This window comes from Pseudomonas sp. BT76 TE3572, from assembly GCF_050435365.1.
Taxonomy (GTDB): domain Bacteria; phylum Pseudomonadota; class Gammaproteobacteria; order Pseudomonadales; family Pseudomonadaceae; genus Aquipseudomonas; species Aquipseudomonas fluorescens_W.
The window spans coordinates 6,784,913-6,805,274 of record NZ_JBNDKE010000001.1; the positions used below are offsets into that span (position 1 = coordinate 6,784,913).

Below are 20,362 nucleotides of genomic sequence, written 5' to 3' on the forward strand. Positions count from 1 at the left end.
GCGGTAAGTGATTGTTATGTCGGCAAAAAACTTTGAAATATTTTAAAAATAAGTTTGACAGCTTTCCGATGCGCCATTAAGATTCGCCCCGTCCTCAGCGATGAGGGGCTATAGCTCAGCTGGGAGAGCGCTTGCATGGCATGCAAGAGGTCGACGGTTCGATCCCGTCTAGCTCCACCAATTTACACTTCAAGGTCTGGCCACACCGGCCTTGAAGCGATCAACACTCAGCGTTGATCTGTTGTATAGAAGGGTTTGCGTCCCCTTCGTCTAGTGGCCTAGGACACCGCCCTTTCACGGCGGTAACAGGGGTTCGAGTCCCCTAGGGGACGCCAGTTTTACAGAAGCGATGTTGCAAGATGTCGCTCCGCCGCGAGGCGAAAAATCCGGGGCTATAGCTCAGCTGGGAGAGCGCCTGCATGGCATGCAGGAGGTCAGCGGTTCGATCCCGCTTAGCTCCACCAATTTTACAGTTCAAGGTCTGGCCACACCGGCCTTGAATCGATCAGCTCTCAGCACTGATCAGTTGTATAGAAGGTTTTGCGTCCCCTTCGTCTAGTGGCCTAGGACACCGCCCTTTCACGGCGGTAACAGGGGTTCGAGTCCCCTAGGGGACGCCACGATTACCCGCTCTGCGGGATTTTATAAGGGTCATTCAATTATTGAATGGCCCTTTTGTTTGTCTGGCGTTTGGCCAAATCCCCTATTTCTTTCAAACTGTTCTTCAGACCAGCGGTCACATCCACGACTTGCGTAAAATTATTATGAGAATAATATTCTAGTCGTAATATTCGGAGGCAACGATGAACGATAAAAAAGCTCAAACCCGCGAACGCATCCTCAAGGCTGCCAGCGCAGCGCTCATTCAGCGCGGCCCGGCCGAACCGAGCGTGGGCGAAGTGATGGGCGCGGCCGGCCTGACCGTCGGCGGCTTCTATGCGCACTTCGAAAGCAAGGACGCGATGATGCTGGAAGCGTTCAAGCAACTGCTCGGTCATCGCCGTGGCTTGATCGCCGACATGGACGCCGAATTGACCGGTGAAGAGCGTCGCGCGTTGGTTGCTGCGTTTTATCTGTCACGCAAACACCGTGATTCCTCTGATTCAGCGTGCCCGATTCCGGCTTCTGTCGGTGAGTTGGGGCGCCTGCCGGACGCGTTTCGCGTGGCACTGAATGAGCATGTGGAAATGATGGTCGCGCAATTGGCGGCCAGCCCGGAAGACACCGACAAAGCCTTGGCCGACATGGCCTTGATGGTTGGTGGTTTGGCTTTGGCTCGCGCGTTGGGGCCAGGAGAATTGTCCGATCGATTGCTGCGCGCCGCCAAGTCTGCGGTGCTGTGACCTAAAGGCGTTTGCCTGAGGAGTGAGAGCGATGAGCGCGTTAAAGTGGGTTCGTGGCGTTAATGGCACCTTGGGCTGGTTCGCACCGAAACTGGTCGCGAGCAAAATGCGACTGGCTTTTATGACGCCGCGGGAACTGCCGCCGCGTGATTGGGAATTGCCGCTGCTGGCGAAGTCCGAGCGAATTACTCTGCGTTTCGGCCTCTCTGCGCTGCGTTGGGGGCAAGGCCCCGCGGTGTTGCTGATGCACGGTTGGGAAGGCCGGCCGACTCAGTTTGCCAGTCTTATCACCGCGCTGGTCGATGCCGGTTACACCGTGGTTGCGCTGGACGGTCCGGCCCACGGTCGCTCGCCAGGTCGCGAAGCCAATGTGGTGCTGTTCGCCCGAGCCATGCTTGAAGCCGCTGCCGAGTTGCCGCCGCTGCAAGCCGTCATCGGCCACTCCATGGGCGGCGCCAGTGCCATGCTCGCCGTTCAGTTGGGTTTGCGTACCGAAACCCTGGTCACTATCGCGGCCCCGGCGCGAATTCTCGGCGTGTTGCGCGGTTTCGCCCGCTACGTGCGGCTGCCGCCGAAAGCCCGTTCGGCGTTCATTCGTCAGGTCGAAAGAGACGTCGGCATGCGCGCTGCGGCGCTGGATGTCGCGCACTATCAACTCGACATGCCCGGCCTGATCGTTCACGCCGAAGATGACTGCTATGTTCCGGTCAAGGAATCGCAACTGATCAACGAAGCCTGGTTCGACAGCCGTCTGCTGCGCCTCAAAGAAGGCGGCCATCAGCGGGTGTTGGCAGATCCTCGGGTGATTGATGGCGTTCTCTCGTTGCTCGCCGGTCGCAGTCTGCAATCGCGCCAATCGGCCTGAGCATCCGTTACACTGCCCCGGTGAAAATTTTCTGACCGGGAGTGGGGCATGGGCTGGGATCGGGCAACGCCATTTATCATTGATCTGGAAGTCGGCGCAGAGGACATCGATGGGTTGGGTCACGCGAACAACGCGGTGTACGTGACCTGGCTCGAACGCTGTGCCTGGCGCCACTCCCAGCGCCTTGGCCTGGACCTGGTCGAGTATCGTCGGCTGGATCGGGCGATGGCGGTGGTGCGGCACGAGATCGATTACCTGGCGGCTGCCTATGAAGGCGATGAGTTGCAATTGGCGACCTGGATCGTCGATTGGGACCAGCGTCTGAAAATGACCCGACACTTCCAGTTGAAGCGCCCCAGCGACAACACCACGTTGCTGCGGGCCCAAACCACCTTCGTCTGCATCGAACTGTCGACCGGCAAGCCCAAGCGCATGCCCGCGGAATTCATCGAGGGCTACGGCCCGGCCCTGGAAGTTCTTGTCTGACACAATCTTGTGGCGAGGGAGCTTGCTCCCGCTGGAGCGCGAAGCGGTCCCCTGCAATAGAGAGTGCTGCGCACTCTAACGGGAGCAAGCTCCCTCGCCACAGAGGTATGCGCAAGTCTTTCGCCTGAGAATCCAGTAAACTGCCGCACGTTTTTCGTTGAGTGTGTTTTTCATGCAAATTGCTTTGGCGCCCATGGAGGGGTTGGTCGACAACATCCTGCGGGACGTGCTGACCCGTGTGGGCGGTATCGATTGGTGCGTGACCGAGTTCATTCGGATCAACGATCAGCTGCTCACGCCTGCCTACTACCACAAGTTCGGCCCGGAGCTGTTGACCGGCGCCCGCACCGCATCCGGCGTGCCGCTACGGGTACAGCTGCTCGGTTCCGATCCGGTATGCCTGGCGGAAAACGCCGCGCTGGCCTGCGAACTGGGTTCCGAAGTCATCGACCTGAACTTCGGCTGCCCGGCCAAGACTGTGAACAAGTCCCGTGGTGGTGCAGTGCTGCTCAAAGAGCCTGAGCTGCTGAACCAGATCGTCGAACATGTCCGTCGTGCCGTTCCTTCGCACATTCCAGTGACCGCCAAGATGCGCCTCGGTTTCGACAGCCCGGACGGTGCGCTGGTGTGTGCCACGGCCCTGGCCGAAGGTGGCGCGGCGCACATCGTGGTTCACGCGCGGACCAAAACTGACGGTTACAAGCCGCCGGCCCATTGGGAATGGATCCCCCGGGTGCAGGATGTGGTCAAGGTTCCGGTGTTCGCCAATGGCGATATCTGGAGCGTCGAAGACTGGCGTCGTTGCCGCGAAATCAGCGGCGTCGAGGACATCATGCTCGGCCGCGGGCTGGTTTCGCGCCCGGACCTGGCACGGCAAATCGCGATGGCGCGAGCCGGTGAGGATGTCGTCGAGATGACCTGGGCCGAGCTGCTGCCATTGATTCAGGACTTCTGGCTACAAGCCAAGGCGCAAATGACGCCACGCCAATCGCCGGGTCGCTTGAAGCAGTGGCTGGCGATGCTGACCCGTAATTACCCGGAAGCGGTCGAGCTGTTCACCGTGCTGCGTCGCGAGACCGAACTGGATCAGGTCTCGCGTTTACTGGGTCTTCAGGTGTCCGAGGCAGCCTGAATCCAACTGAAAAAAAATCTGTAAATAATCTCTTGAAAAGTAATCAGCGGTCCTTATTTAAGGATTACGCGATGCCGAATTCGGGTCGCGGAGACAAAAAAACTTGCTGATATGTTTTCAGGAGATTTGAATCATGAGCACTGCATTTTCGATGGCACCACTGTTCCGTTCCTCGGTAGGTTTCGATCGTTTTAATGACCTGTTCGAAACCGCTCTGCGCAACGAGCCAGGCAGCACCTACCCACCCTACAACGTGGAAAAACACGGCGACGACCAATACCGCATCGTCGTCGCAGCCGCCGGCTTCCAGGAAGAAGACCTGGAGCTGCAAGTGGAAAAAGGTGTGCTGACCATCAGTGGCGGCGGCAAGCGTGACGCGACTGAAACCGTCACTTATCTGTACCAAGGCATCGCACAACGTGCTTTCAAACTGTCCTTCCGTCTGGCGGACCATATCGAAATCAAGGCCGCCGGCCTGAGCAACGGTTTGTTGAGCATCGACCTGTTGCGGGTAATTCCGGAAGAGGCGAAAGCCAAACGCATCCCGATCAACGGGACGCAAAAGCCGGCTCTGCAGCACTAAGGCGGAGCAATGAAAAGGGCGCCACTGGCGCCCTTTTTTGTACCCGTCACTTGAGCAATTTCAGAAAATCCTCCACCGGCAGCGGCGGGCTGTGCAAATACCCCTGATAAAAATGGCAGCCCAGCCCCTGCAAGAATTCCAGCTGCTCCGGCGTCTCTACCCCTTCGGCAATCACTTTCAATTCCAGGCTGCGGGCCATGGCAACGATGGCGCGGATGATCTCGGCGTCGTTGGGGTCGGTGGTGGCGTCGCGGATGAACGATTGGTCGATTTTCAGAGTGTCGACCGGCAGGCGCTTGAGGTAGGTCAGCGAGGAATAACCGGTGCCGAAATCGTCCATGGCGAAACTCACGCCGAGTTTTTTCAGGCTGCGCATTTTGTTGATGGTGTCTTCCAGGTTCTGGATCACGATGCCTTCGGTGATTTCCAGTTTCAGCAGCGAGCAGGGCAGACCGTGGCTGAGGAGGCTGTGTTCGATGCGTTCGACAAAGTCATTCTGACGAAATTGCCGTGGGCTGATGTTGACGCACAGGCTGAAATCGAGCGGGTCTATCAGGCCCGTGGCGATCAGTTGTTTGAAGGCGCTGCAGGCTTCGTCGACGATCCAGGTACCCACTTCCAGAATCAGTCCGCTGTCCTCCAGCACCTTGATGAACTCGGTGGGCGATTGCGCGCCGAGGTCCGGGTGGTTCCAGCGCACCAGCGCCTCGGCGCCGACGATGCGGTCGTTCCGGGCGTCCACCTGAGGCTGGTAGTGCACGCGGAACTCACCCCGGGAAAGGGCCAGGCGCAGGTCGGTTTCCATGCGCAGGCGTTCGCTCGCCGCCTTCTGCATGGTGTTGTGGTACATCTGCGCGGTGTTGCGGCCCGAATCCTTGGCCCGGTAGAGGGCGATGTCGGCGCGTTTGAGCAGGTCGGTCGGGGTCGAACCGTGATCGGGAATCAGCGCGATGCCGATGCTCGGGGTCACTTGCAGGCGTTGTCCGTCGAGGAACATCGGCTCCGACAGGAGTTCACGCAAGGTGTCCGCCAGTTGCAGGACTTGCTCGCTGACCTCGTTGCGCGAGCCTTCGAGCCCGCTGAGCAGCACCACGAATTCGTCACCGCCCAAACGCGCGACGGTGTCTTCCATGCGCACGCTGGCTTCGAGGCGCGCAGTAATGATTTTCAGCACGGTATCGCCCACCGGATGGCCGAGCGAATCATTGATGTGCTTGAAGTGATCAAGGTCGAGAAACATCAGGGCGCCGCGCAGGTTGTGGCGCTTGAGCAGGGCAATCTGCTGACTCAGGCGATCCATCAGCAGGGCGCGGTTGGGCAGGTTGGTCAACGGGTCGTGGTAGGCCAGGTGACGGATCTGCGCTTCGGCGTTTTTCAGCAGGCTGACATCCCGCGCGGTCAGCAGCAGGCAGGCGGTTTCGTTGAGGGTGATCGGTTCTACCGAGACTTCGACGGTCAGCAATTCACCACGTTTATTGCGCCCGAGCATTTCCTGGTGATGCACCCGGCCCTTGATCTGGAGTTCGGCGAGCAGCGCCGAACGTTGTTTTTCCTCGGCCCAGATGCCGACCTGATACACCGTACGACCCACCACTTCATCGGCGCGGTAGCCGGTCAGGCGGCAGAAGCCATCGTTAACCTCCAGGTAACGGCCGGTGTCGCGCTCGGTGATGGTGATGGCGTCGGGGCTGGAGTGGAAGGCCTTGGCGAACTTCTCTTCGCTGGCCTTGAGCGCGGCTTCCGAGCGTTGCTGCTGAGTGATATCGCGCAAGTTGGTGACGATGCACGGCTGGTCGCCGACGCTGATCTGGCGGCTGGAAATCACGCAGGTCAGGGCTTGCCCGTCTTTGTGCTGAACGAGGATCGCCACGTTGTTCAGGCCCTGTTCGCGGATGACCTGCTCGATGCGTCGCAGGCTTTGCGCCGAAGCGTCCCATAGGCCGATTTCGTCGGCGCTGCGGCCAATCACGTCGGCGGCGCTCCAGCCGAAGGTCTGGGTGAAGCTGGAGTTGATCTCGATAAATTGGCCGGTGTCCTGACGGGTCACGCAAATCGGGTCCGGGCTGACCTGGAACAGGGTGGCGAACTTCTCTTCGGACGCCACCAGCAGTTGCTCCCGCTCCACCTGATCGGTGATGTCGAGCAGCGTACCGGCCATGCGCAGCGGGGCACCGTTTTCATCGCGATAGAGCCGGGCGCGGCTTTCCAGGTAGCGCGAGCTACCGTCCGGCAGTTGCACGCGGTAGGTCAGTTGATAATTGCCGGCAGGGCCTTCTCGCAGGCTGCGATAGGCATCGCGCATGGTGTCGCGCTCTTCGCCGGGCACGCCTTCGAAAAAGTCGTCGAAGGATTCATGGAAAGGTATGGGGTCCAGCCCGTGCAGCTGGGCGGCGCGTGCCGAGCCGTACAGCATGCCACTGGGAATGTGCCAGTCCCAAGTGCCGAGTTGCGCTGAATCCAGCGCCAGGTCGAGGCGCTCCTGGCTGTCTTTCAGGGCATGTTCGGCGGCTTTGCGTTCGGTGGTGTCAAGGAACGTACTCAGCAGATAAGGCTGGCCTTCGAGTTCGACCTTTTGCGCGCTGAGGATGCCGTCGTGGATCTGGCCGTTGCTGGCACGAAATTGCACCTCCATGCTGACCAGTTCGCCCTTGGCCTTGGTGGCTTTGACGAGTTGCGCCCGTTGCTCCGGATGCACCCAGAGGCCCAGTTCCAGGGTGGTGCGACCAATAGCGTTCTGCACTGGCCAGCCAAACAGGCTTTCGAAATACTGGTTGGCTTCGCTGATCAGGCCGTCTTCCTGGCGTGTCAGCAACACCATGTTCGGACACAGGTGGAACAGCGTGGCGAAGCGTTTTTCCGAACTGCTCAACGCCTGTTCGCGCTGGCGCTGGTGGGTGATTTCACGGATGACGCCAATCATCCGTGGTCGACCGTGTTTGTCCGGCAGCAGGCTGCCGTTGATCTCCAGCCAGTGCAGGCTGCCGTCGGGCCAGCGGATGCGGTGGTGCATCGCCTGTTCCAGCGGGGCGCCGGCGATCACCGCATCGAAGGCGCGAATGGTTTTCGCCCGATCCTCTGGCGGCAGCAAGTCGAGGTATTCCAGATCCGCCGGCAGCGGTTGCCGCGGATCGAAGCCGAACAGCGCCTGGGTACCCCGCGACCAGCTGATCTGCCCACGTTCGATGTCCCAATACCAGGCGCCCAAACGTGCACCGTTGAGGGCTGCAAGCAATTGTGGGGCGCTTTCCCAGCTCTGCTCCGACCGTTTCGGGTCAAGCGCCTGTATACGCGGCATCGTCGGAATACGGTCAACAGATTTCGGCATTGGCAAGCCTTGGCTGAGTGGGGTGTCAGGGACAGTGACTCGATGCTCTATAGAAGTAGCACAGCTTAGCCGAGAGTCCCTGGCAGATCGATTTGTGCATCCAGCAAGGCCATGAAGGCCCGTGCCGCATTCGACAGCGTCCTTTCTGTGTGCAGGATATAGCCTAGCTGGCGAGTGAGTTGTATGCCTGGTAAAGGTATTCGCGCAACCTGATCATCCAGCATTGTGCGCGGCAACACGCTCCAGGCCAGGCCGATAGAGACCATCATCTTGATGGTTTCCAGATAATTCGTGCTCATGGCGATGTTCGGCGTCAGGCCTTGAGCTTCGAACAGGCGCCGGACGATGTGGTGAGTAAAGGTGTTGCCGCCAGGGAAAACCGCCGGGTGCAGGGCAATGTCCGCCAGGCTGACCGGGCCGTGGCTGATCAGCGAGTGCTCCGGGGCGACCACGAAGTCCAGCGGGTCGTCCCACACCGGCGTGGCCTTGACCAGTGCGTGGGGCTCCGGCGCCAGGGTGATGACCGCCAGTTCAGCGCGGCCATGGAGGATTTCTTCGTAGGCCACTTCCGAATCGAGGAACTGAATATCCAGCGCCACTTGCGGGTAACGTCGGGTGAACTCCCTTAATAAGGGGGGGAGGCGGTGCAGGCCGATGTGGTGGCTGGTGGCCAGGGTCAGGCGGCCGCTCACTTCGCCGGTCAGGTTGGTCAGGGCGCGGCGGGTGTCATCCAGCACATTCAGAATCTGATAAGCCCGCGGCAGCAAGGCGCGACCGGCCTCGGTCAGGCTCACTTCACGGCCCAGGCGATCGAACAGGCGCACCTTCAATTGCTGCTCAAGCCCTGCAATGCGCTTGCTGATGGCCGGTTGCGTCAGGTGCAGCCGTTCGCCAGCGCCGGAGAAGCTGCCGGTCTCGGCAATCGCGATAAAAGCATTGAGGTTGGCGAGGTCCATTGCAGTATTCCAGTTGGTTATCCAAAGCATAAAAAATATGAATTTGAGTTATTTAATGTAACCCCCTAGGATCGACCTCACAAGCCAAGGGGTTATTGAATTGTTCAAAGCCCAGGGCATAGAAATACGCTGATGAGGACCGTCTGATGGCCGGCAAAACGCTTTACGACAAGCTTTGGGATTCCCATGAAGTGAAACGGCGCGACGATGGGTCGTCGCTGATCTATATCGACCGCCACATCATCCATGAAGTGACTTCGCCCCAAGCTTTCGAAGGCCTGCGACTGGCCGGGCGCAAGCCTTGGCGCGTCGACTCGATCATCGCCACCCCGGACCACAACGTACCGACCACGCCTGATCGCAAGGGCGGCATCGAAGCGATTACCGACCAGGTCTCGCGTCTGCAGGTTCAGACCCTCGATGACTACTGCGACGAATATGGCATCACTGAATTCAAAATGAATGACGTGCGTCAGGGCATCGTTCACGTGATCGGTCCGGAGCAGGGCGCCACCTTGCCGGGCATGACCGTGGTCTGCGGCGACTCGCACACCTCGACTCACGGCGCGTTTGGCGCATTGGCCCACGGCATCGGGACGTCCGAGGTCGAGCACGTGTTCGCCACGCAGTGCCTGGTCGCCAAGAAAATGAAAAACATGCTGGTGTCGGTCGAAGGCAAATTGCCGTTCGGCGTGACCGCCAAGGACATCGTGCTCGCGGTGATTGGCAAGATCGGCACCGCCGGCGGTAACGGCCACGCCATCGAGTTCGCCGGCAGCGCCATTCGCGACTTGTCCGTCGAAGGCCGCATGACCATCTGCAACATGTCCATCGAAGCCGGTGCTCGTGTTGGCCTGGTGGCTGCCGACGAAAAAACCGTGGCTTACGTCAAGGGCCGTCCATTTGCTCCGAAAGGCGCGGAATGGGACATGGCGGTCGAAGCCTGGAAAGACCTGGTTTCCGACGCCGACGCGGTGTTCGACACCGTGGTCGAGCTCGACGCTACTCAGATCAAGCCGCAAGTCAGCTGGGGCACTTCGCCCGAGATGGTCCTGGCGGTTGATCAGAACGTGCCGGACCCGGCGAAGGAAATGGACCTGGTCAAACGCGGTTCCATCGAGCGCGCCTTGAAATACATGGGTTTGAGCGCCAATCAGGCGATCACCGACATTCAACTGGACCGCGTATTTATCGGCTCCTGCACCAACTCGCGGATCGAAGACTTGCGCGCTGCGGCGGTGATCGCCAAGGGCCGTAAAGTCGCTTCGACCATCAAGCAAGCCATCGTGGTGCCGGGCTCGGGCCTGGTGAAGGCGCAAGCCGAAGCCGAAGGCCTGGACAAGATTTTCCTCGAAGCCGGTTTCGAGTGGCGTGAACCGGGTTGCTCGATGTGCCTGGCGATGAACCCGGACCGCTTGGAGTCGGGCGAGCATTGCGCCTCGACCTCCAACCGCAACTTCGAAGGGCGTCAGGGCGCCGGTGGCCGTACGCACCTGGTCAGCCCGGCCATGGCCGCGGCGGCTGCCGTCCACGGTCGTTTCATCGACGTTCGCGAACTGATCTGAGGAACCGCACATGAGAGCTTTTACCCAACACACCGGTTTGGTCGCGCCATTGGACCGTGCCAACGTCGACACCGACCAGATCATTCCGAAGCAGTTCTTGAAGTCGATCAAGCGCACCGGTTTTGGTCCGAACCTGTTCGACGAATGGCGTTACCTGGACGTGGGCTATGCCTACCAGGACAACTCCAAGCGTCCGCTGAACAAGGATTTCGTGCTCAACGCCGAGCGTTATCAAGGCGCCAGCGTGCTGCTGGCCCGCGAGAACTTCGGTTGCGGCTCCAGCCGCGAACACGCGCCGTGGGCGCTGGAAGAGTACGGTTTTCGCAGCATCATCGCGCCGAGCTACGCCGACATTTTCTACAACAACAGCTTCAAGAACGGCTTGCTGCCGATCATCTTGACCGACGCAGAAGTGGATGAGCTGTTCCAGCAAGTCGAGGCGAATCCTGGCTACGAGTTGACGGTCGACCTGCAAGCCCAGACCGTGACCCGGCCTGATGGCAAGGTCTACAGCTTCGAACTTGACGAGTTCCGCAAGCATTGCCTGGTCAACGGCCTGGACGACATCGGCCTGACCTTGCAGGACCACGAAGCGATCGCGGCATTTGAAGCCAAACACCGTGCGAGCCAGCCGTGGTTGTTTCGCGACGCCTGATTTTGCGTTAAGGCATGACCGCGCCATCGCGAGCAGGCTCACTCCTACATTTGAAATGCGTTCTCCTGTAGGAGCGAGCCTGCTCGCGATGAGGCCAGAATAGACACCCCAAGACTCACCCCAAAAAGGAAGTCCCCATGACCCGCAATGCCCAGCACAGCCAAGTCGTACAAAAGCAATTCGGTGAACAAGCCTCGGCCTATCTGAGCAGCGCCGTTCACGCGCAAGGCACCGAATTCGCGCTGCTACAGGCTGAGCTGGCAGGGCAGGGCGATGCCCGTGTGCTGGACCTGGGCTGCGGCGCCGGTCACGTGAGTTTTCAAGTGGCCTCACTGGTCAAGGAAGTGGTGGCCTACGATTTGTCGCAGCAGATGCTCGACGTGGTAGCCGGTGCAGCCGTCGATCGCGGTCTGACCAACGTCTCCACCGTGCTGGGCGCCGCCGAGCGCCTGCCATTCGCCGACGGCGAATTCGATTTCGTCTTCAGCCGCTATTCGGCGCACCATTGGAACGATCTCGGCCTGGCCCTGCGAGAAGTTCGCCGGGTGCTGAAGCCGGGCGGTGTTGCGGCGTTCGTCGACGTGTTGTCACCGGGCAGTCCATTGTTCGACACTTACCTGCAAAGCGTCGAAGTGCTGCGCGACACCAGCCATGTGCGCGATTATTCCGCCGGCGAGTGGTTGCGTCAGGTCAGCGAAGCGGGGTTGCATACCCGCACCACCGCCCGTCAACGGCTGCGACTGGAGTACACCTCCTGGGTCGAGCGTATGCGCACACCCGAGGTGATGCGCGCGGCAATCCTCGAGTTGCAGCAATCGATGGGTAATGAAGTACGCGAATATTTTGAGATTGAGGCCGATGGTTCGTTCAGCACCGATGTGCTGGTGCTGATGGCCGAGCGATAGCCTCCAGGCGATAGACTTTTTCCGGGTGCGCTCAAGGGCGCACCGACTGATGACATGAGGAAAGCATGAGCAAGCAGATTCTGATTCTCCCAGGTGACGGTATTGGCCCGGAAATCATGGCCGAAGCGGTCAAGGTGCTGGAGCTGGCGAACGACAAGTACAGCCTGGGCTTCGAGCTGAGCCATGACGTGATCGGTGGTGCCGCCATCGACAAGCACGGTGTGCCGCTGGCTGACGAAACCCTGGACCGTGCACGCGCAGCCGACGCCGTACTGCTGGGCGCTGTGGGCGGCCCGAAATGGGACACCATCGAACGTGACATCCGTCCTGAGCGCGGCCTGCTGAAAATCCGTGCGCAACTGGGCCTGTTCGGCAACCTGCGTCCGGCGATCCTGTACCCGCAACTGGCCGAGGCTTCGAGCCTGAAGCCTGAAATCGTTGCTGGCCTGGACATCCTGATCGTCCGTGAACTGACCGGCGGCATCTACTTCGGCGCACCACGTGGCGTTCGCACCCTGGAAAACGGCGAGCGTCAGGCGTACGACACCCTGCCGTACAGCGAAAGCGAAATCCGCCGCATCGCCCGTGTCGGTTTCGACATGGCCATGGTGCGCGGCAAGAAGCTGTGCTCGGTGGACAAGGCCAACGTGCTGGCCTCCAGCCAACTGTGGCGTGAAATCGTCGAGCAGGTGGCCAAGGATTACCCTGAAGTCGAACTGAGCCACATGTACGTCGACAACGCTGCCATGCAGCTGGTGCGCGCACCGAAGCAATTCGACGTGATCGTTACCGACAACCTGTTCGGCGATATTCTTTCCGACCAAGCGTCGATGCTGACTGGTTCCATCGGCATGCTGCCGTCGGCATCCCTGGATACCAACAACAAAGGCATGTACGAGCCGTGCCATGGTTCGGCGCCGGACATCGCTGGCAAGGGCATTGCCAACCCGTTGGCGACCATTTTGTCGGTGTCGATGATGTTGCGTTACAGCTTCAATCTGCAGGATGCGGCCGATGCAATCGAGAAGGCCGTCAGTCTGGTATTGGACCAAGGCCTGCGTACTGGCGACATCTGGTCGACCGGTTGCACTAAAGTCGGTACGCAGGAAATGGGCAACGCAGTAGTCGCCGCGCTGCGGAATCTGTAATCTCTCGGGCCCGCTGCAACTTTCACTTTGAAAGCAGCGGCCCACTTTTTAAAGAAGGTGTAGTTGCGATGAAACGTGTAGGTCTGATCGGTTGGCGCGGTATGGTCGGTTCCGTGCTCATGCAGCGGATGCTGGAAGAGCAGGATTTCGATCTTATTGAGCCGGTGTTTTTCACCACTTCCAATGTCGGTGGCCAAGGCCCGTCCGTGGGCAAGGACATTGCTCCGCTCAAGGACGCTTACAGCATTGATGAGCTGAAAACCCTCGACGTGATTCTGACCTGCCAGGGTGGCGACTACACCAGCGAAGTCTTCCCGAAGCTGCGCGAAGCCGGCTGGCAGGGTTACTGGATCGACGCCGCTTCCAGCCTGCGTATGCAGGATGACGCGGTGATCGTGCTGGACCCGGTGAACCGCAAGGTCATCGACCAGCAGCTCGACGCGGGCACCAAGAACTACATCGGCGGCAACTGCACCGTCAGCCTGATGCTGATGGGCCTGGGCGGTCTGTTTGAAGCCGGTCTGGTCGAGTGGATGAGCGCCATGACTTATCAGGCGGCCTCCGGTGCCGGCGCGCAGAACATGCGTGAGCTGATCAAGCAAATGGGCGCGACCCACGCCGCTGTCGCCGATCAACTGGCCGACCCGGCCAGCGCGATCCTCGACATCGACCGCCGTGTGGCCGAAGCCATGCGCAGCGACGCATACCCGACCGAAAACTTCGGCGTACCGCTGGCCGGCAGCCTGATCCCGTGGATCGACAAGGAACTGCCGAACGGTCAGAGCCGTGAAGAGTGGAAGGCCCAGGCCGAGACCAACAAGATCCTCGGTCGCTTCAAGAGCCCGATCCCGGTGGATGGCATCTGCGTGCGCATCGGCGCCATGCGCTGCCACAGCCAGGCGCTGACCATCAAACTGAACAAAGACGTGCCGATCGCCGATATCGAAGGGCTGATCAGCCAGCACAACCCATGGGTCAAACTGGTGCCGAACAGCCGCGAAGCCAGCATTCAGGAGCTGAGCCCGACGAAAGTCACCGGCACCCTGAACGTACCGGTCGGCCGTCTGCGCAAGCTGAACATGGGCACGCAGTACGTCGGCGCGTTCACCGTCGGCGACCAACTGCTGTGGGGCGCGGCCGAACCACTGCGTCGCATGCTGCGGATCCTGCTTGAGCGTTGATCGGTTGAAGTAATAAAAGAACCCGTGCCTTGCGAAAGGCGCGGGTTTTTTATGCCTGTGATTTATCGGTTGTCTGGTCTGACCTCATCGCGAGCAGGCTCACTCCTACAGGGGTGAGGGTGTACACATGATTTCTGTTCGACATCGACCATTGTAGGAGTGAGCCTGCTCGCGATGGGGCCGGGTCGACCACCGCAAATCCCAGTCAGAATTGCCTGCATCCCAACCACCCGGTAAAGTGCCGCTCCCCCCGTTTCGCCAGAGGTAGAACCATGAGCCAGTCCTTTGATATCGCCGTGATCGGCGCCACCGGTACTGTCGGCGAAACGCTCGTGCAGATTCTCGAGGAGCGCGACTTCCCGGTCGGCAATCTGCACCTGCTCGCCAGCAGCGAATCGGCCGGGCATTCGGTGCCGTTTCGCGGCAAGAACGTGCGGGTGCGGGAAGTCGATGAGTTCGACTTCAGTAAAGTCCAGCTGGTGTTCTTCGCGGCCGGCCCGGCGGTAACCCTGAGTTTCGCTTCGCGTGCCACGGCCGCCGGTTGCTCGCTGATCGACTTGTCCGGCGCCTTGCCGGCTGATCAGGCGCCGCAAGTGGTGCCGGAAGCTAACGCTGAAATTCTCGCCGGTTTGAAAAAGCCGTTCCAGGTCAGCAGTCCAAGCCCTTCGGCCACCACACTGGCGGTGGTGCTGGCGCCGTTGCTCGGTTTGCTCGATCTGCAACGCATCAATCTGACCGCCAGCCTGGCCGTCTCCGCCCAGGGCCGCGAAGCGGTCACCGAGCTGGCACGGCAAACCGCCGAGCTGCTCAATGTGCGTCCGCTGGAGCCGACTTTCTTCGATCGGCAGATGGCTTTCAACCTGCTGGCGCAAGTAGGCAAGCCTGATGAGCAGGGTCACACGCTGCTGGAAAAACGCCTGGTACGCGAGCTGCGTCAGGTCATGGCGCTACCTTTATTAAAGATTTCCGTCACTTGCATTCAAGCCCCGGTGTTTTTTGGCGATAGCTTTAACGTGACCTTGCAGTCTTCGAGCGATATCGACCTGGCAAAAGTCAACGCCGCCCTGGAAGACGCGCCCGGTATCGAGCTGGTGGAAGCCGGCGATTACCCGACACCGGTAGGCGATGCGGTAGGGCAGGACGTGGTCTACGTTGGTCGGGTTCGGAGCGGGATCGACGACCTGTCGGAACTTAATTTGTGGCTGACGTCAGATAACGTACGCAAAGGCGCAGCGCTCAATGCTGTGCAGGTGGCCGAATTGTTGATAAAAGACCTCCTGTAAAAGATACTTGGCAACAATTTGTCGAATGAATCCGGCCGGGCGCTATGCTTGGTCGGACAGCTGAAAGCAGGCTCCCTCCGGGGCTTTGCGTGGCATGAATGAAATGATCGCGCGCGACGACTCTTCGCCGCCGCACGCAATGCCTTACGGCAGCGACTATCAACACCTTCTCGCTGGCCGAGGAATGTTCAAACAAAGGATGAGGCTATGGTTCAAGTTCGCAAACTGGTGTTAGCAATAGCGGCCGCCTCGGCGCTGTCCTCCGGTATGGCGCATGCCCTCGGGCTCGGGGAATTGACCCTGAAGTCGACGCTGAACCAGCCCCTGGTGGCAGAAATCGAGTTGCTCGACGTCAAGGACCTCACCGCTGCCGAATTGGTGCCGAGCCTGGCTTCGCCCGAAGATTTCGCCAAGGCCGGTGTCGATCGCCAGGCGTTTCTCAATGACCTGACCTTCACCCCGGTGCTCAACGCCAGCGGCAAAAGCATCCTGCGTGTGACATCCAGCAAACCCCTCTCCGAACCCATGGTGAAATTCCTGGTTCAGGTGATGTGGCCCAGCGGTCGCCTGCTGCGCGATTACAGCGTGCTGCTCGATCCGTCCAAATTCTCGCCGCAGACCGCTGATGCGGCTGCGCAGCCTGCACCGACGCAAACCGTCACCGCACCGGTGACCGGTGGCACCAACCCAACCCAATACACCACCGCGCCGCGCGATACCCTGTGGGAAATCGCTGCGAAGACGCGCACTGGCGGCTCGGTCCAGCAAACCATGCTGGCCATCCAGGCGTTGAACCCGGATGCCTTTATCGACGGCAACATCAACCGGTTGAAAGCCGGTCAGGTGCTGCGCATGCCGGATCAGGCGCAGAGCACCAGCCTGCCGCAACCGAAGGCCATTGCTGAAGTTTCCGCACAGAACACTGCGTGGCGTCAGGGCCGTCGTTATGTAGCGAAGCCCGGGGCCGGACAGCAGCAGCTCGATGCCACCAAACGCGCTCGCGGTGAAGGCCCTTCGTCGCAAGCGACGACAGACAAGCTGAGCCTGGTCTCCGCCGAGTCCGGCAAGGCCGGTGGCAAAGGCGCTGCGGGCGACGCCAAGAACTTGAGCAACAAGCTGGCCGTGACCAAGGAAAACCTCGACACGAGCCGTCGTGACAACGCTGAACTGAAAAGCCGCATGACCGATCTGCAAAGTCAGATGGACAAGCTGCAACGCCTGATCGAGCTGAAAAACAATCAGCTGGCCAAGTTGCAGGCTGAAGGCGCGGCGGGTGCGCCGGCACCAGAAGCGGCTGCTCCGGCAATGTCAGCCGAACTGGCGGCCAACCCTGCGCCAGCGCCTACGCAAGCGGCTCCGACAACACCTGCACCTGAGGCTGCTGCGCCCGAGGCCACTCCGGCTCCGGCCGAGACGCCAGTCGAGCCGACGCCGGCAGCATCCGACGATCAGCAATTCAAAGAGCTGCTGACCAATCCGTGGCTGCTGGGTCTGGCAGGTGGCGGGGCGGTGGTGGCGCTGTTGCTACTGCTGTTGCTGGCGCGTCGCCGCAAAGCCCAGCAAGAAGCCGAGAAGCATTTGCGTATGGCCCGTGACTTGGCCGAGGAGCAGGCGTTCTCCACTGAACTCGACCTGCCAAAAAGCATCTTCGATGACCTGGACGTGCCGCCGCCGAGCGTGAAGCTCGCTACTGCGCCAACCCCGACGCCACCGCCTGCACCAGCCCCGGCCCCCGCGCCGGCGCCGGTAATTGCTCCGGTTGTGGTAACGCCGCCGATCGCCGCGCCATTGGTTTCGCCTGCTGGCGAGCGCAATGACGACGTACTGACCAAGGCGCAGTCGCACATCACGGCCGGTCGTCTGAATCAGGCGGCTGCCTTGCTGGAAGACGGGATCAAGCAAGAGCCACAACGCAGTGACCTGCGCCTCAAGCTGATGGAAGTCTACGGTCAGCAAGGCGACCGCGATGCATTCGTTGCCCAGGAACGCCAACTGGTGGCCAATGGTGACAACTATGCACAGGTCGAAAAACTCAAGAGCCGTTTCCCGGCCATGGTGATTGCCGCCGCCGGTGGTATCGCCGCTGCTGCGATCGCTGCCGAACTGGACGCGCAATACGTCAAGGATCTGTTGCAGGATGAGCCTGAAGTGCCGGCGCCGGCAGTGCCTGATGACTTCGACAATGCCTTCGATTTGAGCTTCGATGATCTTGAAACATCCACTCCAGCGGTGGTTGAGCCAGAACCAGCACCAGAGTCCGATGACCTCGACAGTGCCTTCGATTTGAGCCTGGATGATCTGGAAGCTGCCGCTCCGGCGGTGGTTGCAGCAGAACCAGAACCAGCGTCCGATGACCTCGACAGTGCTTTCGATTTGAGCCTGGATGATCTGGAGGCTGCCTCTCCGGCAGTGGTTGCACCAGAGCCAGCGCCAGAACCAGAGCCTGTGTCTGCGACCGAGCTGGACGAGTTCCCGTTGGACGACGACCTGAGCTTCGAGTCGGTGTTGCAGCAGCAGACCGACATCAAGGAAAACCTCGATGACCTGTCGGACTTCGACCTGGATATGGATCTTGGTGGGGATGCCTCGCCGGCGACCCTGGCCGAAGACGACTTCCTGTTGAGCCTGGATGAAGGCGTCAAGGACCTGGATTTACCGGTCGCTGAAGCGCCGGCTGTTCCCGAGGTTGCGCTGGACGATCTGGAGCTGCCAGCCGATTTCGACCTGTCGCTGGCTGATGAAATGGACGCGCCAGACGCTCCGGACGCATTCGCAGCCGAACTGGATGACGTCAACGCCGAGCTGGATCGTCTGTCCCAGAGCCTTGGCGAGCCAAGTTTCACGGCGGAAGACGCCATGGCCTCCGCAGCTGACGAGCCGGAATTCGATTTCCTTTCCGGCACTGACGAAGTCGCCACCAAACTCGATCTGGCCCAGGCCTACATCGACATGGGCGACGCCGACGGCGCCCGGGACATCCTCAATGAAGTGGTGACCGAGGGTGATGCAGGTCAGAAGAGCGAAGCCAAGGAAATGCTTTCGCGCCTGGCTTGATTGATCGGTAAGGCGTAAACAAAACGGCAGCCCATTGAGGCTGCCGTTTTTGTTTCAGTCGACGACAGATCGCTCCTGGCAGGCCACAAACAGCACGCGCCTCTGGCGTCCCGGTCCTGCGGCCTTATAATGCCCGCCTTTGCGTATATCAGCAGGCTGTCACTCCTTGGCAAATATAGATAATCCGGCCGCCGAAATGGTGGCCGACGGCTTTTTCCGGATCGCGTTGGGCGTTGAATACAAAGGCTCGCGCTATCGCGGCTGGCAGCGCCAGGCCTCTGGCGTGCTGACGGTGCAGGAAACGCTCGAAAACGCCTTGTCCAAAGTCGCTGACTCACCGGTGTCGCTGCTCTGCGCCGGGCGTACGGATGCCGGTGTGCATGCGTGCGGTCAGGTGGTGCATTTCGATACCCAGGTCGAGCGTTCGATGAAAGCCTGGGTCATGGGCGCCAATATCAATTTGCCTCACGACGTCAGTGTCAGCTGGGCCAAGGTCATGCCGGCGCATTTTCATGCGCGGTTCAAGGCGATTGCCCGGCGCTATCGCTACGTGATCTACAACGATCAGATCCGCCCGGCGCACCTGAACGAAGAAATCACCTGGAACCACCGTCCGCTGGACGTCGAGCGCATGGCCGAGGCGGCGCAGTACCTGGTCGGCACCCACGATTTCAGCGCTTTCCGTGCCGGCCAGTGTCAGGCCAAGTCGCCGATCAAGGAGCTGCATCACCTGCGCGTCACGCGCCACGGCAAGATGATCGTGCTGGACATCCGCGCCAGCGCCTTCCTGCATCACATGGTGCGCAACATTGCGGGCGTGCTGATGACCATCGGTGCCGGCGAGCGCCCGGTGGAGTGGATGAAAGAGGTGCTGGAGAGCCGCATTCGCCGGTCCGGCGGGGTGACGGCGCATCCGTACGGCCTGTACCTGGTGCAGGTCGAGTACCGCGACGAGTTCGAATTGCCCGAGCGTTACATTGGGCCGCACTTCTTGACCGGTTTCTCGGAACTTGACGGCTGACGCCCTCGAACGCTTTTGTTACCATCCGGGACTTTCTCGGATTTACCTTGGGGTTCTATCGACATGTCGGCCGTTCGCAGCAAGATTTGTGGGATTACCCGCATAGAAGATGCGTTGGCGGCGGTTGAGGCCGGGGCTGATGCGATCGGATTTGTGTTCTACGCCAAAAGCCCTCGGGCCGTGACGTTTCAGCAGGCGCGCTCGATCATCAACGCGTTGCCGCCGTTCGTGACCACCGTGGGGTTGTTCGTCAACGCCAGCCGCTGCGAGTTGGGGGAAATCCTCGACGCCGTGCCGCTGGACCTGTTGCAGTTCCATGGCGACGAAACCGCGGCCGAGTGCGAAGAATGGAATCGTCCGTACATCAAGGCGCTGCGGGTCAAGGCCGGTGACGATATCGCGGCCGCATGCGATGCGTTTCCAGGCGCCAGCGGCATCCTGCTCGACGCCTACGTTGAAGGCGTGCCCGGCGGAACCGGTGAAGCGTTCGACTGGTCTCTGATACCGCAAGGCTTGAGCAAGCCGATCATCCTGGCGGGTGGTTTGACGCCGGACAACGTCGCCGAGGCGATTGCAAGGGTTCGGCCTTATGCCGTGGACGTCAGCGGTGGGGTGGAGGCGAGCAAGGGCATCAAGGATCACGCAAAGATTCAGGCATTCATTAAAGCGGTACGCACTAGCTGATGTGACGGCTGGCACACTGCCGCCGTCCACAGGCATGGCTGAGGGTTTTTGGGGTGTACGCAGGTCACGTTTCGCTGATCCGGCAACCCATCGATCATCGCCACACACATGAATTTAGCTCAAGGGCATACGCGGGGCTGCGAACCAGAGCGTTCGGGCCGCCGGTACTGGAGAAA

At 60.4% G+C, this 20,362-nt stretch carries 16 protein-coding genes and 4 tRNA genes; 18 read left to right on the forward strand and 2 right to left on the reverse strand.

Annotated elements, in window-relative coordinates; all coding sequences use genetic code 11:
* Nucleotides 1–104: 104 nt before the first annotated feature.
* The 9 genes from ABH912_RS30995 (at nucleotide 105) to ABH912_RS31035 (ending at nucleotide 4,409) form a co-directional block, all read left to right on the forward strand.
* Nucleotides 105–180: transfer RNA gene (locus ABH912_RS30995), tRNA-Ala, on the forward strand.
* 79 nt (nucleotides 181–259) lie between these two features.
* Nucleotides 260–335, forward strand: a tRNA-Glu gene (locus ABH912_RS31000).
* Nucleotides 336–388: 53 nt separating this feature from the next.
* A tRNA-Ala gene (locus ABH912_RS31005) sits at nucleotides 389–464 on the forward strand.
* 80 nt (nucleotides 465–544) lie between these two features.
* Nucleotides 545–620 (forward strand) — tRNA-Glu (locus ABH912_RS31010).
* Nucleotides 621–803: 183 nt separating this feature from the next.
* Nucleotides 804–1,343: a TetR/AcrR family transcriptional regulator gene (locus tag ABH912_RS31015; RefSeq protein ID WP_008151286.1), complete on the forward strand. Its 540-nt coding sequence runs from the start codon at nucleotides 804–806 to the stop codon at nucleotides 1,341–1,343.
* Between the two features lie 31 nt (nucleotides 1,344–1,374).
* Entirely contained in the window at nucleotides 1,375–2,208 is an 834-nt protein-coding gene (locus tag ABH912_RS31020; protein ID WP_033061862.1) for an alpha/beta fold hydrolase, read from the forward strand.
* Nucleotides 2,209–2,256: 48 nt separating this feature from the next.
* Nucleotides 2,257–2,694 carry an acyl-CoA thioesterase gene (locus ABH912_RS31025; protein ID WP_033061861.1) on the forward strand — a complete coding sequence of 146 codons (438 nt, stop codon included), beginning with the start codon at nucleotides 2,257–2,259 and terminating at the stop codon, nucleotides 2,692–2,694.
* A 172-nt stretch (nucleotides 2,695–2,866) separates the two neighbouring features.
* On the forward strand, nucleotides 2,867–3,826 hold the full coding sequence (locus ABH912_RS31030) for a tRNA dihydrouridine synthase (protein ID WP_429512646.1): 960 nt from the start codon (nucleotides 2,867–2,869) through the stop codon (nucleotides 3,824–3,826).
* A 133-nt stretch (nucleotides 3,827–3,959) separates the two neighbouring features.
* Nucleotides 3,960–4,409 (forward strand): Hsp20 family protein, encoded by a 450-nt coding sequence (locus tag ABH912_RS31035; RefSeq protein ID WP_429512650.1) that lies wholly within the window; start codon nucleotides 3,960–3,962, stop codon nucleotides 4,407–4,409.
* A 46-nt stretch (nucleotides 4,410–4,455) separates the two neighbouring features.
* Here the strand turns inward: ABH912_RS31035 and ABH912_RS31040 are convergent, their stop codons facing one another.
* Both ABH912_RS31040 and ABH912_RS31045 read right to left on the reverse strand, forming a co-directional pair.
* Entirely contained in the window at nucleotides 4,456–7,734 is a 3,279-nt protein-coding gene (locus ABH912_RS31040; RefSeq protein ID WP_429512652.1) for an EAL domain-containing protein, read from the reverse strand.
* A gap of 65 nt (nucleotides 7,735–7,799) precedes the next feature.
* On the reverse strand, nucleotides 7,800–8,690 hold the full coding sequence (locus tag ABH912_RS31045; RefSeq protein WP_111450539.1) for a LysR family transcriptional regulator: 891 nt from the start codon (nucleotides 8,688–8,690) through the stop codon (nucleotides 7,800–7,802).
* Nucleotides 8,691–8,836: 146 nt separating this feature from the next.
* On the opposite strand from ABH912_RS31045, the gene leuC reads away from it, so the two are divergent.
* From leuC to ABH912_RS31090, 9 genes are all read left to right on the forward strand, one after another.
* Nucleotides 8,837–10,255, forward strand: a complete 1,419-nt coding sequence (gene leuC, locus ABH912_RS31050; protein WP_008151269.1) for a 3-isopropylmalate dehydratase large subunit — start codon at nucleotides 8,837–8,839, stop codon at nucleotides 10,253–10,255.
* Between the two features lie 10 nt (nucleotides 10,256–10,265).
* On the forward strand, nucleotides 10,266–10,910 hold the full coding sequence (leuD, locus tag ABH912_RS31055; RefSeq protein WP_033061857.1) for a 3-isopropylmalate dehydratase small subunit: 645 nt from the start codon (nucleotides 10,266–10,268) through the stop codon (nucleotides 10,908–10,910).
* 137 nt (nucleotides 10,911–11,047) lie between these two features.
* Nucleotides 11,048–11,815, forward strand: a complete 768-nt coding sequence (locus ABH912_RS31060; RefSeq protein WP_033061855.1) for a class I SAM-dependent methyltransferase — start codon at nucleotides 11,048–11,050, stop codon at nucleotides 11,813–11,815.
* 65 nt (nucleotides 11,816–11,880) lie between these two features.
* Nucleotides 11,881–12,963, forward strand: a complete 1,083-nt coding sequence (leuB, locus tag ABH912_RS31065; RefSeq protein ID WP_033061854.1) for a 3-isopropylmalate dehydrogenase — start codon at nucleotides 11,881–11,883, stop codon at nucleotides 12,961–12,963.
* Nucleotides 12,964–13,031: 68 nt separating this feature from the next.
* Nucleotides 13,032–14,144, forward strand: a complete 1,113-nt coding sequence (asd, locus tag ABH912_RS31070; protein ID WP_033061853.1) for an aspartate-semialdehyde dehydrogenase — start codon at nucleotides 13,032–13,034, stop codon at nucleotides 14,142–14,144.
* A gap of 272 nt (nucleotides 14,145–14,416) precedes the next feature.
* Nucleotides 14,417–15,427: an aspartate-semialdehyde dehydrogenase gene (locus ABH912_RS31075; RefSeq protein WP_429512656.1), complete on the forward strand. Its 1,011-nt coding sequence runs from the start codon at nucleotides 14,417–14,419 to the stop codon at nucleotides 15,425–15,427.
* A 207-nt stretch (nucleotides 15,428–15,634) separates the two neighbouring features.
* Nucleotides 15,635–18,481 carry a FimV/HubP family polar landmark protein gene (locus ABH912_RS31080; RefSeq protein WP_429512658.1) on the forward strand — a complete coding sequence of 949 codons (2,847 nt, stop codon included), beginning with the start codon at nucleotides 15,635–15,637 and terminating at the stop codon, nucleotides 18,479–18,481.
* Between the two features lie 196 nt (nucleotides 18,482–18,677).
* Nucleotides 18,678–19,502, forward strand: coding sequence for a tRNA pseudouridine(38-40) synthase TruA (gene truA, locus ABH912_RS31085; protein WP_033061849.1), 825 nt, complete (start codon nucleotides 18,678–18,680; stop codon nucleotides 19,500–19,502).
* A 63-nt stretch (nucleotides 19,503–19,565) separates the two neighbouring features.
* The gene (locus tag ABH912_RS31090) at nucleotides 19,566–20,186 is read left to right on the forward strand and encodes a phosphoribosylanthranilate isomerase (RefSeq protein WP_429512660.1); all 621 of its coding nucleotides are present in this window, start codon (nucleotides 19,566–19,568) and stop codon (nucleotides 20,184–20,186) included.
* Nucleotides 20,187–20,362: the final 176 nt, after the last annotated feature.